Source organism: Arthrobacter sp. P4_F10, from assembly GCF_056401435.1.
In genome coordinates, this window is record NZ_JBFUJJ010000019.1 from 50,730 (window position 1) to 63,360 (window position 12,631).

Genomic DNA, 12,631 nt, shown 5'->3' on the forward strand with positions numbered 1-12,631 from the left:
CTGGTGCCGCACCACCGATTGAGACAATTACGTTACTCAAACCTTTCCTAATTGCTCAAAGGATAGGCTAGCCTTACTTAGGTTTGCATCACTTACCTAAGGAGTTCCGTGGCTTCCGCCGTCTTCCCCCGTTCCGCCGGCCGCCCGGCCGGCCGCCGCCTCCGCAAGACCGCAGGGCGGGCCGCGGTTCTTCTGGCCGCCGTCGCGCTGACCCTGACCGCCTGCTCCACCGGGCCGGCAAGTTCGACGGCGGCGGACGCCCCCAGCGAGCCGGTCAGCATCGCCTTCCCGGTCAGCATCAAGCACCTCTTCGGCGAGACCACCATCAAGGAACAGCCCAGGCGCGTGGTTACCGTTTCCTGGGTCAACGACGACGTTGCCATCGCCCTCGGAGTGGTTCCCGTTGGCGTCCCCAAGAACGAATGGGGCGGCAACGACAAGGGCTCCACACCGTGGAAGGACGCCGCGCTGGAGAAGCTCGGCGCAGGCTTCGGCTCGGCGAAGGCCCCCGTCCAGTTCTCCGAGGCCGACGGCATCAACTTCACCGAGATCGCCAAGCTCAATCCGGACGTCATCCTCGGCGCCTACTCCGGCCTGACGGAGGAGGACTTCAAGAAGCTCAGCGAAATCGCACCGGTCGTGGCCCAGCCGGAGGTCGCCTATGGCACCTCCTGGCAGGATTCCACCACCATCATCGGGAAGGCCCTCGGCAAGGAAGCCGACGCCGCCAAGCTGGTCTCCGACACCGAGGCCACCATCAAGGACAAGGTCTCCAAGTACCCGCAGATCGCCGGAAAATCCTTCATCTACGGCAACCTGGAGCCGGACAAGAGCGACGGCGTCAACGTCTACACGGCCAACGACAACCGCCCGCGCTTCCTCAGCGAAATTGGCATGAAGCTCGCATCCGTTGTGGAGGACAACTCCAAGGGTTCCAAGGAATTCTTCATCCCGTGGTCCGCCGAAAAGGCCAACGAACTCAACTCGGATATCTTCGTGACCTGGGTGCCGGATGCGGCCACCACCGGCGCCATCAAGGCCGACCCGCTGCTGGGCCAGATCCCGGCCATCAAGAGCGGCGCCCTGGTTGCCGACTCGGACAACACCCTGACGCTGTCCATCTCCGCTTCCTCGCCGCTGAGCCTGCCGTGGTCACTGGATACGTTCCTGCCGCAACTGGCCACCGCAGCGGACAAAGTCACCGCAGCGAAGTAACACCCTCCCCATGACGAACAGTACGACGACGGCGCCCGCCGCCAGTGCGCCCGGCGCACCGCCGGCCCCCACCGGGAAGAAAGCCCCCGCAAAGCAGGCCGCCTGGCTGCTGGCCGCCGTCGTCGTACTTGTTCTGGTTTGTGCAGCGTCGCTGGCTGTCGGGGCCCGCGGGGTTCCACTCGGCACGGTCTGGCAGGCGCTGACGCAGTTCAACCCCACCGACGGCAACCACGCCGTCATCCACGCCCGCATCCCGCGCACCGTGCTGGGCCTGCTCGCCGGCGGCGCACTCGGGCTGGCGGGCGCGGCCATGCAGGGGGTAGCCCGCAACCCGCTCGCCGACCCCGGCATCATCGGCGTCAACGCCGGCGCCGCCCTCGCCGTGGTCACCGGGATCTACGTCTTCGGCGTTTCGGCCCTGACCGGCTACATCTGGTTCGCGTTCATCGGCTCCGCAGCCGCCGCCGTCGTGGTCTATCTGATCGCGTCCATAGGACGCGACGGGGCGACGCCGGTCAAGCTGGCACTGGCAGGCGCGGCCCTGAGTGCGGGGCTGTATTCGCTGATGAACGTCGTCCTGGTCTCCAGCCAGGACACCCTGGACCGGTTCCGTTTCTGGCAGGTCGGCGGGATCGCCGGCCGGGACTGGTCGGTGGTCCTGCCCGGGCTGCCGTTCCTGGCCGCCGGGGCACTCATCGTCCTGTTCACCGGGCGGATCCTGAACAGCCTCGCCCTCGGGGACGACATTGCCCGCGGCCTGGGCCAGCGCGTCGGCCTGGCCCGCTGCATCACCGCGCTGGGCATTGTGCTGCTTTGCGGTTCGGCCACGGCACTGGCCGGCCCGATCGGATTCGTCGGCCTGGTGGTTCCGCACGCCGTCCGCTTCCTGACCGGCCCGGACTACCGCTGGATCCTGCCCTTCTCGCTGGTCCTGGCGCCCGTGCTGCTCCTGCTCTCGGACGTGGTGGGCCGTGTCATCCTGCTGCCCGGCGAAGTCCCCGCGGGCATCATGACAGCCCTGGTGGGTGCGCCCGTCTTCGTGTGGCTGGTCCGCCGCGGGAAAGGGGCAGGGCTGTGAGCAGGGCAGACCTCGCCAACGTCAGGCACGAGCTGGGAGACAACGCCCCCGTGGAGCGCCAACTGGCAGGCAATGCCCGGTTCATGAGCCGCACGGCCCTCCTCGCCTTCGCCGTCGTGGTGCTCCTCGCCGTCAGCATCCTGCTGGGCAGTTACACCGTCACCATCCCGGACTTCTTCAGGATCCTCACGGCCCACCTCACCGGTGGCGGGAAAATCCCCGGCGCCAGCTTCATCGTGATGGAGAACAAGCTCCCGAGGGCCGTCGTCGGCACCATGATCGGGATTGCCTTCGGGCTCTCGGCCACGTTGTTCCAGACCATGCTGCGCAACCCGCTGGCCAGTCCCGACGTCATCGGCATCAGCTACGGGGCCAGCGCGGCCGCCGTCACCGCCATCGTCGTCTTCGGGGCCTCCGGCGCCGCCGTTTCCGGCGCGGCGCTGTGCGGGGCCATGGCAGTAGCCGTCCTGATCTACACAATCTCCCGGAGCGGTTCCCTCGGATCAGGCGGCAGCAACCGTGGCAACGCAGCCGGGAGCCGACTCATCCTGGCTGGCATCGGCATCGCCGCGGCACTGAACGCCGTGGTCAATTTCCTCATGACGCGGGCCGACATCCGCACCGCGGCCGAAGCCCTGATCTGGCTGAACGGATCCCTGAACTCCGCCAGCTGGGACCGCGCCAGTGTGCTGGCACTCGCGCTGCTGGCCCTGATGCCCGCCGTCGCCGTCCTCGCCGGCCCCCTCCGGATCTTGGAACTGGGTGACGATGCCGCCGCCGGACTCGGCATCCGGGTTGGCATCACCCGGCTCGGCGTGGTGGCCGCTGCCGTCGCCCTGGCCGCCGTCGCCACGGCAGCAGCCGGGCCCGTGGCCTTCGTGGCTTTCCTGGCGGGGCCCATCGCGCGCCGCTTCACCGGCAAGTCGAGCCTCCCGGCCGGCGCGTTCGTCGGCGCCCTGATTGTCCTCGCCGCGGACTACTTTGCCGCCAACATCGCCCCCCTGCTGCTGGACGGCACGGTCCTTCCCGTCGGCGTGGTCACAGGCGCGCTGGGAGCCCCGTTCCTGCTGTGGCTCCTGGTCACAGCCAACCGAAAGGACGCCTGACATGGCAGTTCTCAACGCCAAGAACCTTACGCTGCAGTACGACCAGCGCCGGGTGGTGGAAGACCTCACGGCGGAGATCCCCGAGGGCAAAGTGACGATGATCGTGGGCGCCAACGCCTGCGGAAAATCCACGCTCCTGCGCGGCCTGTCCAGGTTGCTGAAGCCAGCCCGCGGTACCGTGACCCTCGACGGCAAGGACATTCATTCCCGCCCTGCCAGGGAACTCGCCCGCATCCTCGGCCTGCTCCCGCAGCACCCCACCGCCCCGGACGGCATTCTGGTCCGGGACCTCGTGGGCCGCGGCCGCTACCCGCACCAGGGCTTCTTCCGCAGCTGGAGCGCAGCCGACGATCTAGCCGTGCAGCGGGCGCTCGAAACCACCGAAACGCTGGAACTCGCCGGGCGGAACGTCGACGAACTCTCGGGCGGGCAACGCCAGCGCGTGTGGATCGCGATGGCGCTTGCCCAGGAAACCGAGGTGCTCCTGCTCGACGAGCCCACCACCTACCTGGATCTGGCCCACCAAGTGGAGGTCCTGGACCTGGTCACCGACCTGAACCGGCAACGCGGCACCACCGTGGCAATCGTCCTGCACGACCTGAACCTGGCGGCCCGGTACGCGGACCACGTGATCGCCATGAAAGGCGGCAGGATCGTGGCCGAGGGCACCGCCGCCGACGTGGTCACCGAGGACCTGGTCCGTGACGTCTTCGGCCTCGACTCGCGGGTGCTGCCCGATCCCATTTCCGGCACGCCACTGATCATTCCGCTCGGCCGGCACCACACCGATTTCCCACAAGCCGAAACAGCAACCCTGGAGTTGGTCCCATGAGGGCAGTTAGCAGCAAGGCAAAAGACAGCACGACAGTAGACCTCAACCAGGCGCGGGCACGCCGCGCGCCTTCGGCGGTCAGGGACCAACCGGCCACCCAGCCGATGACCCTGGCGTTCGACGTGACGGTCGCCGCGGTGCAGCAGCTCAGCCCCAACTTCCGCCGCGTCACCTTCGGCGGGTACTCGCTGCGTGACTTCGGCGTCCACGGGGGAACCCTGGACCTACGCGTGAAACTGATGATCCCGTCCCTCGCCGGGGACGGCACGGCGCTGCCGCTGCCGGTGTTCGCGATGGAGCAGTCCGGCTGGTACCAGGAATGGCTGGCCATGGATCCCGCGATCCGCGGCTCCATGCGCACCTACACCGTGCGGCAGGAACGCCTCGACGCCGTCTACCCGGAGATCGACGTCGACTTCGTGCTGCACTTCGATGCCGCCGGCAACGGCGGACCCGCCGCGAACTGGGCCCTGAACGCCAAGCCGGGGGACGCCCTCACCATCATCGGACCCAACAACCGGGCCGCGCACTGTGTCACGGCGGAGACCTACTCCGGCATCGAATGGCGGCCGGGCCTGGCCCAGCGGGTACTGCTTGCAGGTGACGAGACCGCCGTTCCGGCCATCAGCGCCATCCTGGAAAGCCTTCCGCCGTACATGAGCGGGCACGCGTTCCTTGAAGTCCCCGAGGCCGGCGACTTCCTGGATCTGTTGTCGGACGCGGACGTCGAAATCACCTGGCTGGCACGCGGCGCCTCGATTGGCCGCTCACTCCCGCACGGCGAACTCCTGCAGGAAGCCGTCCGCGCCGCTGTTCCCGAACCTGGCTGGGTAGGCATCAAGGCCGCCGCCGGCGGGGCCGGGCCGGAGCCCGATGACGTCAACGTGGACCGGGACATCCTTTGGGAGACCCCCGCCCGGATGGACGCCGCGGCGATCGGAGCCAGCAAAAACCCTGACAAGCCCGCCGGCGCCCTGCCGTTCTACGCCTGGATTGCCGGCGAAGCGGGCACCGTCAAGGAGCTGCGCCGGTACCTTGTGCGGGACGTGGGGATCGACCGGAAGCAGGTTGCGTTCATGGGGTACTGGCGGCAGGGCAAGGCCGAGCTGTAAACCGACGCTCCCGCAGGTTCTGCGGTTCCCACTGCGACGCTCCTGCACTTTTCGCGGTTCCCGCTGCGACGCTCCCGCAAGTTCTTCCGGGCTTCGCCCGCCACCGCTGCTTTGCCGTCGCTTAGACACCTCCTTCGGCCGCGGGCGGCCTCAGTCGGCGATGCGCTCCTTCGCAAAGCACCGGCGTCGGCCTTGCGGTCGGCTCACGTTCGGTGCGCTCCTTTGCAAAGCGGCGATTGCGGTCCTGCGGCCGGCTCACCTTCGGTGCGCCCCGTGTGGGACAAACGACACTCACCATGGCCGCCGCTCGCTGGGCCTATCACCTTGGGTTAACCTTCCCTTTCCCTGTCCGCTTTTTGGGGTGGGTAGTTTGGTTGGGTGGGTTCATTTCCTTTGCTTCCGGATCGAGGTGGGCGGCGGGTCTTCGTTGCCTTGGGGGATTCCTTCACCGAGGGCGTGGGGGACTACGATCCGCGGTTCCCGAACGGCGTGCGGGGCTGGGCGGACCGGGTCGCGGAAAAGCTCGCCAAAGCGCAGCCGGGGTGGGAATACGCCAATCTGGCCATCCGCAGCAAACGGCTGCGCCACATCATCACCGAACAGCTCGGTCCCGCCCTGGCCATGGAGCCGACCCTCGTCACCCTGTACGCGGGCGGCAACGACATCCTGGATTTCGGCACGGACATCGGCTCCCTCATGCAGGACTACGAGACCCTGGTGGCTGCGCTCGCCGGCACAGGGGCAACCTTGGTGCTGTTCACCGGCTTCGACGTCAAGGTCTCCGCGCTGCTGGAGCCGCTGAAGAAACGCAACGCCTTCTACAACCGGCGCGTCCGCGAGATCGCCGGCCGCTACGGCGCGGTGCTGGTGGACTACTGGTGCTTCGACGCATTCCATGACCCGCGGATGTGGGATTTGGACCGGCTGCATATGTCCAAGGCAGGCCACAAATACCTCGCCTCACAGGTCCTGGACCACCTCGGCGTGCCCCACAAGATCAAGCCCAAGGAGTGGGAGCCGCCGGTGAAACCGGGCTGGCGGGAGTGGGAACGCCGGCAGCGCCGCTGGGTCCACGACTGGGTGCTGCCCTTGTTTGGACGCAAGCTCCGCGGCGTCACCCTCGGCGACCAGCTCCGGCCGCGCTGGCCCGAACCCGTGAAGGTCCCGCGCAAGGGTGGCCTGAAGAAGCTGCTGCAGAATCAGCGCGACGGCAGCCAGGCGGGCGCCGGGTAGCCGCCAGGGCTCAGCTGTCCAGCAGGTTTTCGTAGCCCGGAGCCACCCTGTTGGCGTGGAACTCCATGACTTCGAAATCAGCCACACCATTGACGTAGAAAGGGTCCTTGGCCAGGGAAGCGTCAAGGCTGGCCCGGTCCGCGTTGGAGAGCAACAGGCCGCCGGTGCGGGGGATTTTGCGCCCAGCGACCATGAAGACACCCTCGTCGAAGGCCGTCTGCAGCCACGTCACGTGCGCCGAAAGATGGAACTCCACAATGTCGTCGGGGACCTTGTATGTCAGGGAGACTACGTACATGCGGCCAGCCTACCGGTAGCAGGCCGCGGACAGGCGGGAACTTTTCTGGAATTCCCCAGCCTGAAGTTGAATCGTCAAGCTTCCAGTCTCCTAGAATGTAGCCATGACCGAACCCCGCTGGCTCAACGCCGACGAACGCCGGGCCTGGCTTGCCCAGCTCAGCATCAACACCATGCTGCCAGCAGCCCTGGACACCCAGCTCCATGCCGCGGGCAAGCTTTCCCTGTTCGACTACAACGTGCTGGCGATGCTCTCCGAGGCCGAGGGGCGCTTCCTGCCCATGAGTGAGCTCGCGGCGCGCACCAGCGCCTCCCTGTCCCGGCTCTCCCATGTGGTCACCAAGCTGCAGAACCGCGGCTGGCTTGAGCGCCGGCCGCACCCCGGCGACGCCCGCGTCACCACGGCGCACCTGACCGAAGCCGGCATGGAGACGATTGTGAAGCTCGCCCCGGGCCACGTGGAGGCCGTCCGGTCGCTGTTCCTCGACGCCTTGAGCCCCCAGGACGTCGCGGACCTGGCCCGGATCGGCGAAAAAATCGTCGGCCGGCTCGACGACGACCACTGGATCCTGCGGGACAGCTAAGCGCGACGCTGACTGCGCCGCCGTCGGGCAGCCCCGTCTTTGTTGCTCGCGGCAACTGCTGGCAGACTTGAACCATGGATTTCACGTCCCGCTATGTAGCCCTTGGAGACTCCTTTACGGAAGGCGTCGGCGACGACGACCCCACCCGGCCCAACGGCGTCCGGGGCTGGGCGGACCGGGTGGCAGAGGGGCTCGGCGCTGCCGATCCGGGCTTCGGGTACGCGAACCTTGCCATCCGCGGCAGGAAACTCCGCCAGATCATGGCCGAACAGGTGGATGCCGCCGTCGCACTCCAACCCACCCTGGTCAGCATCTACGCCGGCGCCAACGACATCCTCCGGCCCAAGGTCGACATCGATGACCTGCTGGCCGAGTACGACGCCGGGATCCGCAAGCTCACGGCCACCGGCGCCACTGTGGTGATGTTCACCGGCTTCGACGCACGGGGCTCCAAAATTTTCGGCACCATGCGCGGCCGCACAGCCATCTACAACGAACTGGTTCGCGGCATCGCCGGGGACCACGGCGCCCTGCTGGTCGACTACTGGCGTTTCAGCGAGTACTACGACTGGGGCATGTGGGCCACGGACCGGATGCACATGTCCGCCGCCGGCCACGCGAACATGGCCAAGCGCGTCCTCACGGTCCTGGCCCACGAGCACTCGATAGACGTCCCGCCCATGACTCCGGTACCTGAACTGAGCCGCATGGACGCCATCCGTGCGAATGCCCGATGGGTCCGCGAATTCGCCGGCCCGTGGGTTGTCCGGCGCGTCACCGGCAAGTCGTCCGGCGACGGCCTGGAGCCGAAGTACGGCCAGCTAACCCACGTCTAGAACGGCAACCTAGGCGCGGAATCCCGGCGTTGCGAGCAGTTCCCCGGTCCGGCGGACGGCGAGCACATCGACGTCCCAGCCGTCAGTGGCCCGGTGCAGCATCGCGGTCCCGCCCGCAACGATCGCCGTCGCGAGCACATCGGCCGTGACAATGTCTGCCGCGGCCACGGAGACCTGGGTGAACTCGACTCCGCAGCAGCCCGCAGTCCAGATGTGGTCACCCCGCTCCGCCGAGCCCGACGTCGCAAGGGCCCGCCGGGTGCCTGGCCCGCCCAGTCCGTAGGCGGAAAGCAGCGCCGAGCGGTCCAGCGGATCAACGATGCCGGCCGCCCACGAAGCTCCGCTGCCTGGCACGGGCGAGCCCATCACCAGCACATCACCGCCGGCATTCAGGCACCAATCAGTCATCCCCCGGCTTCGCAGCGCCTCACCGGCCTGCCCGATCGCGTGGCCCTTGATGATCCCGGAAAGGTCCAGCACGCCGTCGGGCCGTTCCGGGGAGAATGAGCCCTCCGTCATGAGCCGCCAGCTGAGCGCCTCGGCGTAGCGATCCCGCATCCCGGCGGATGAGTCCCGAAGAGAAAGCTCCCCGCGGGCTAGCCGGCTGGCCTCCGAATCGGGGCGGTACAGGCTGAATGTCTCATCCGCGCGGGCAAACACCCGTTCGACGGCGGCAGCTGTGGCGTCGAGTTCGCGCTCCCCGTCCCCCGCTATTCCCGGAACGGCCCCGGCAGGAACGGTCAGGCTGATGACGGTGCCCATGGAGCCAAAGGTCCTGGCCTTCAGGGCAGAGCCGCCCAGCTCAGAGGTTGGCTGCATCGAGGGCCGCCTGCAGGGAGTTCAAGTACGCGTCGGAAGTCACCGTGGCACCGCTGATGGTCTGCACGTCCGCGGATTGGGATTGGAGCACCTCGGCGCGCAGGAGCGGGGCCGCCCGGTTGCTGATTTGTACGGACTTGCGTTCAGCATCGGTCAGCTGGAGCGCCGTGACGTCAGTGATCTTTCCGGCCTGCACGGTGATCTGCACCTGGACGGAGCCGAACCGGGTCTGGACGACTGAGCCGGCGTACGTCCCCACTGCCTTGGCCGAGGCCCCCGTGGTGCCCGAGGCGCCTGTAGTGCCCGCGCCCGACGAGCCGGACGAAGCCGTTGAGTCGTCCGTGCCGAGCGCTTCGGCGCCGGTGGTGCCAGTCGCCGCGCTCGCGACGGAGCTGCTTGTATCGGCCGTGTGGACGCCCGACTGCCAGCCTGCGATGAGGATGCCGGCGGAGGCCAGGGCTGCTGAAACTGCTGCGCGGGTTCTCACCAGTCGAACCTTTCGTAGTGGAGTTGGTCTTCCCGGACGCCGGCGGCGCGGGCGTCCTCAAGCACGCTTTGCGCCCAGGCGGCGGGCCCGCAGACGTAGACATCTGCATCGGCGACGTGCGGGTCAAAACTGGCCAGCCGGTGGCCGGCACGCGCGGAACTCTCCGGCAGCCAGGTCCGGACGCCGGCCGGGCGGGAGCCGGTCAGATGGAAGAGCGTGGCTCCCCGCTGCCGGCAGAGGTCGAGGATTTCCTCGCCCAGGTAAAGCTCGGATTCGCTGTGGCCGCGGAGAATGACAGTGGCGTTCCCGGGCTGGAATGGCGTGCTCTCCAGCAGGGCACGGATTGGGGTAATGCCTATCCCGGCACCGACCATGACCACGTGGTTGCGGCTCCGCGCGGCCGTGCTGAACAGCCCGTACGGACCCTCCAGCGCCACCTTGGTGCCGGGCCTGAGTGACGCGAGCTGGGCCGAACCCGCGCCCAGGTTGCGGACCGTGATCCTCAGCGTCCCTTCGCCGGCGGCGTCGAAACTGACGGGATCGGCGGACAGGCTGAACGGATGCGGGTGCCACCACAGTCCGGGAGCCAGAAACCGCCAGATAAAGAACCGGCCACCGCTGCCTGCCAGCTGGTCCAGGCGCAGGCCGGACATCTCGATGCTCACCACTCCGGGGGCCACCCGTACCACCCGCCTGACGGTCAGCTGGTGCCTGAACGTTGCTGCCAGCGGCTGGGCCACCCGGTAGTAGAGCAGGGCGGCGCCGGTTCCGATGCACAGTGCCAGCCAGTACCAGCGCTGCCAGGTGCCTTCGGCAAAGAGGCCGCCCACACTGAACTGGTGGGGGAGCGCGGTCAGGACCGCCACGTACGTCAGGAGGTGGACGGCGTACCAGAATTCGTACGGAAACCGCCGTCGGACGGCTACCAGGGAGGTGACGACGACGGCGATGAACAGGAGCATGGAAATGTAGGCCAGCCACATGTCCGGCACGAGGACCCACAGCGCAACCGCCTCGCTGACAGGATCCAGCCCTTCCGCCATGCCGTAGCCGATCGCAATCAGGATCCCGTGCGCGAGCAGCAGGTACAAGGCAGGCTTGCCCAGCTTGCGGTGGAACTCAAGGGCGCGGTCGTGGCCGACTGTGAGGTCGATGAGCGGGATACGGGCCGCCAGAAGCAGCATGAGAAGCACCAGGTCCATGCCGGCGAGGCCGGCCACAATCCCCAACGCGGTGAAGGAGCCGGCTGGAGTCGAGAAGCCGGCCATGCCGCCGTCGGCCAGCCACAAAGCGATGGCGCCCGCCAGGGACGCCCAGAAAAGAACCGTCAGCAGATCCGCTCTCAGCAACCGCCGCCGGTGCTGCCCCCTGAAGGGGTTCACAGCGCCACGGGAGCTGCGGCGAACCTCGGGTCGGCTCGTCAGAAGTTGTGTGTTCATGGACCCAGAATCGCCTCGCTGCCTATCATTTGGCTGTGAAATTGCTTCGTCGGGCATATGACCTCGGAGGGTTCCGGCCCACTGCCCGGGCTGGCCGACGGCTGCTGCCCTATACACCATTCAGTGACGGATTGGTCTTTAATTCGCCGAACTCGTAGACTTGGTAGGCGCTAGGTGGCGCGGAGCGTGCGCAATTGCTCCGGTTGGCAGGACCCGTGAAGAGAAATCGACGGTCTTGGAGGCCGGTAGTTAGGGGCTCAAGTTGCGCGCATTCCTGTATTCGCCCAGCATCCCGGCACTTCGCAATGGCTGTCCAACGGACCGCCATCGTCAGGTGCCCGTGGCCCACAATCTTCGCCGCAGTGAGGAAACCAGACGGTTTGCGCCGTCTGCCTGAATCCCGCGGACCCGGTGATTGGGGCGGGAGCCGGATGCGGACGCCGCCCAACGCACGGTCAGCGGGAACTCCGTTAGCCGTTTCATTTATTTTTTGAGGAGAGTCGTCATGGCAGCACACTGCCAGGTGACCGGAGCCGAGCCGGGCTTTGGACACAGCATTTCGCACTCGCACCGTCGCAACAAGCGCCGGTTCGACCCGAACATCCAGAAGAAGCGCTACTGGGTTCCGTCCCTGCGCCGCAACGTCACGCTGCAGGTCTCTGCTCGTGGCATCAAGACCATCGACGTACGCGGCATTGACGTAGTCGTCGCCGCCATCCTGGCACGAGGAGTGAAGCTCTAATGGCAAAGGATAAGGACGTACGTCCGATCATCAAGCTGAAGTCGACCGCGGGCACGGGCTACACCTACGTGACGCGCAAGAACCGTCGTAACGACCCGGACCGCCTGGTTCTGAAGAAGTACGACCCCAAAATCCGCCAGCACGTCGAATTCCGAGAGGAGCGCTAAACACATGGCTAAGAAGTCAATGATCGCTAAGAACGAACAGCGTAAAGTCATCGTCGAGCGTTACGCTGCAAAGCGCCTCGAACTGAAGAAGGCTCTGGTTGATCCCAACTCAACCGACGAAGTACGCGAAGCTGCTCGCCTCGGCCTGCAGAAGCTTCCCCGCAACGCCTCTCCGGTACGTCTGCGTAACCGCGACATCATCGATGGCCGTCCCCGCGGTACCTTCCAGAAGTTCGGCATCTCCCGTGTTCGCTTCCGCGACATGGCTCACCGCGGTGAGCTCCCGGGCATCACAAAGTCTTCCTGGTAATTCAGCACTCCTGAAGCCAGTGGCTTGAAGAAGGGCCGGCAACCGTTTGGTTGCCGGCCCTTCTTGCGTTTAACGCCTGGGAGCGAATGCCGGGGCGCGAATTCCTGGGTGCCAATCGAGGGCCCGGCCGCGGGGCCTGGCCGCGAGCGGCGGGGGTGTTCTTTCGGTGGTGCCGGCGGCGGTGTTGTTGGCTGCGGTTGGTGCTGTGGTGATGCAGTGCACAGTTCCGGGTTGGGGCGGCGGGGCGGGTGTTGGGGTGTTTTTGGGTGGTTGTGGCCTGTGGTGGCGGGGTTTTGGGGTGGTGGGGCGGGTGTGTGGGGTGGAGTTGCGGTGGGGCGTGGGTGGGTGTATTGTTTTCTAAGTCGCCGAGAGGG

At 66.9% G+C, this 12,631-nt stretch carries 15 protein-coding genes; 11 read left to right on the forward strand and 4 right to left on the reverse strand.

The features are described 5' to 3' along the window. Positions 1–108: 108 nt before the first annotated feature. From AC1DR1_RS16860 to AC1DR1_RS16885, 6 genes are all read left to right on the forward strand, one after another. Positions 109–1,215 (forward strand): iron-siderophore ABC transporter substrate-binding protein, encoded by a 1,107-nt coding sequence (locus tag AC1DR1_RS16860; RefSeq protein ID WP_476992933.1) that lies wholly within the window; start codon positions 109–111, stop codon positions 1,213–1,215. A gap of 10 nt (positions 1,216–1,225) precedes the next feature. Beyond that, positions 1,226–2,293, forward strand: coding sequence for a FecCD family ABC transporter permease (locus tag AC1DR1_RS16865; RefSeq protein ID WP_476967535.1), 1,068 nt, complete (start codon positions 1,226–1,228; stop codon positions 2,291–2,293). Positions 2,294–2,376: 83 nt separating this feature from the next. Continuing rightward, positions 2,377–3,399, forward strand: a complete 1,023-nt coding sequence (locus tag AC1DR1_RS16870; RefSeq protein ID WP_476992937.1) for a FecCD family ABC transporter permease — start codon at positions 2,377–2,379, stop codon at positions 3,397–3,399. A 1-nt stretch (position 3,400) separates the two neighbouring features. Then, entirely contained in the window at positions 3,401–4,231 is an 831-nt protein-coding gene (locus AC1DR1_RS16875) for an ABC transporter ATP-binding protein (RefSeq protein WP_476967534.1), read from the forward strand. A gap of 104 nt (positions 4,232–4,335) precedes the next feature. Next, positions 4,336–5,343, forward strand: a complete 1,008-nt coding sequence (locus tag AC1DR1_RS16880) for a siderophore-interacting protein (protein ID WP_476992938.1) — start codon at positions 4,336–4,338, stop codon at positions 5,341–5,343. A 378-nt stretch (positions 5,344–5,721) separates the two neighbouring features. Next, a complete protein-coding gene (locus AC1DR1_RS16885; protein WP_476992934.1) occupies positions 5,722–6,576 on the forward strand; it encodes an SGNH/GDSL hydrolase family protein in 855 nt (284 codons plus the stop codon). 10 nt (positions 6,577–6,586) lie between these two features. Here AC1DR1_RS16885 and AC1DR1_RS16890 read toward each other — a convergent pair whose 3' ends face one another. Beyond that, complete coding sequence (locus AC1DR1_RS16890) at positions 6,587–6,874, reverse strand: YciI family protein (protein WP_229996064.1); 288 nt, start codon at positions 6,872–6,874, stop codon at positions 6,587–6,589. A gap of 103 nt (positions 6,875–6,977) precedes the next feature. Between AC1DR1_RS16890 and AC1DR1_RS16895 the strand changes: the two genes are divergently transcribed. Both AC1DR1_RS16895 and AC1DR1_RS16900 read left to right on the forward strand, forming a co-directional pair. Next, a complete protein-coding gene (locus tag AC1DR1_RS16895; protein WP_229996065.1) occupies positions 6,978–7,457 on the forward strand; it encodes a MarR family winged helix-turn-helix transcriptional regulator in 480 nt (159 codons plus the stop codon). A gap of 74 nt (positions 7,458–7,531) precedes the next feature. Further along, complete coding sequence (locus tag AC1DR1_RS16900) at positions 7,532–8,293, forward strand: SGNH/GDSL hydrolase family protein (protein ID WP_476992935.1); 762 nt, start codon at positions 7,532–7,534, stop codon at positions 8,291–8,293. 9 nt (positions 8,294–8,302) lie between these two features. Here AC1DR1_RS16900 and AC1DR1_RS16905 read toward each other — a convergent pair whose 3' ends face one another. The 3 genes from AC1DR1_RS16905 to AC1DR1_RS16915 are packed head-to-tail and all read right to left on the reverse strand — an operon-like array spanning position 8,303 to position 11,038. Further along, positions 8,303–9,055, reverse strand: coding sequence for an FAD:protein FMN transferase (locus AC1DR1_RS16905; protein ID WP_476967554.1), 753 nt, complete (start codon positions 9,053–9,055; stop codon positions 8,303–8,305). 40 nt (positions 9,056–9,095) lie between these two features. Beyond that, a complete protein-coding gene (locus AC1DR1_RS16910) occupies positions 9,096–9,599 on the reverse strand; it encodes an FMN-binding protein (protein WP_476967531.1) in 504 nt (167 codons plus the stop codon). After that, entirely contained in the window at positions 9,596–11,038 is a 1,443-nt protein-coding gene (locus AC1DR1_RS16915; RefSeq protein WP_229996068.1) for a ferredoxin reductase family protein, read from the reverse strand. Before AC1DR1_RS16915 ends, AC1DR1_RS16910 begins: the two co-directional genes overlap by 4 nt. 505 nt (positions 11,039–11,543) lie before the next feature. Between AC1DR1_RS16915 and rpmB the strand changes: the two genes are divergently transcribed. Genes rpmB through rpsN form a run of 3 tightly spaced genes read left to right on the forward strand, consistent with a single transcriptional unit; the run spans position 11,544 to position 12,257 of the window. After that, complete coding sequence (gene rpmB / locus AC1DR1_RS16920; RefSeq protein WP_011693744.1) at positions 11,544–11,780, forward strand: 50S ribosomal protein L28; 237 nt, start codon at positions 11,544–11,546, stop codon at positions 11,778–11,780. Further along, entirely contained in the window at positions 11,780–11,947 is a 168-nt protein-coding gene (gene rpmG, locus AC1DR1_RS16925) for a 50S ribosomal protein L33 (RefSeq protein WP_003798558.1), read from the forward strand. Before rpmB ends, rpmG begins: the two co-directional genes overlap by 1 nt. A gap of 4 nt (positions 11,948–11,951) precedes the next feature. After that, entirely contained in the window at positions 11,952–12,257 is a 306-nt protein-coding gene (gene rpsN / locus AC1DR1_RS16930; RefSeq protein ID WP_026266887.1) for a 30S ribosomal protein S14, read from the forward strand. The last annotated feature ends 374 nt before the right edge of the window (positions 12,258–12,631 follow it).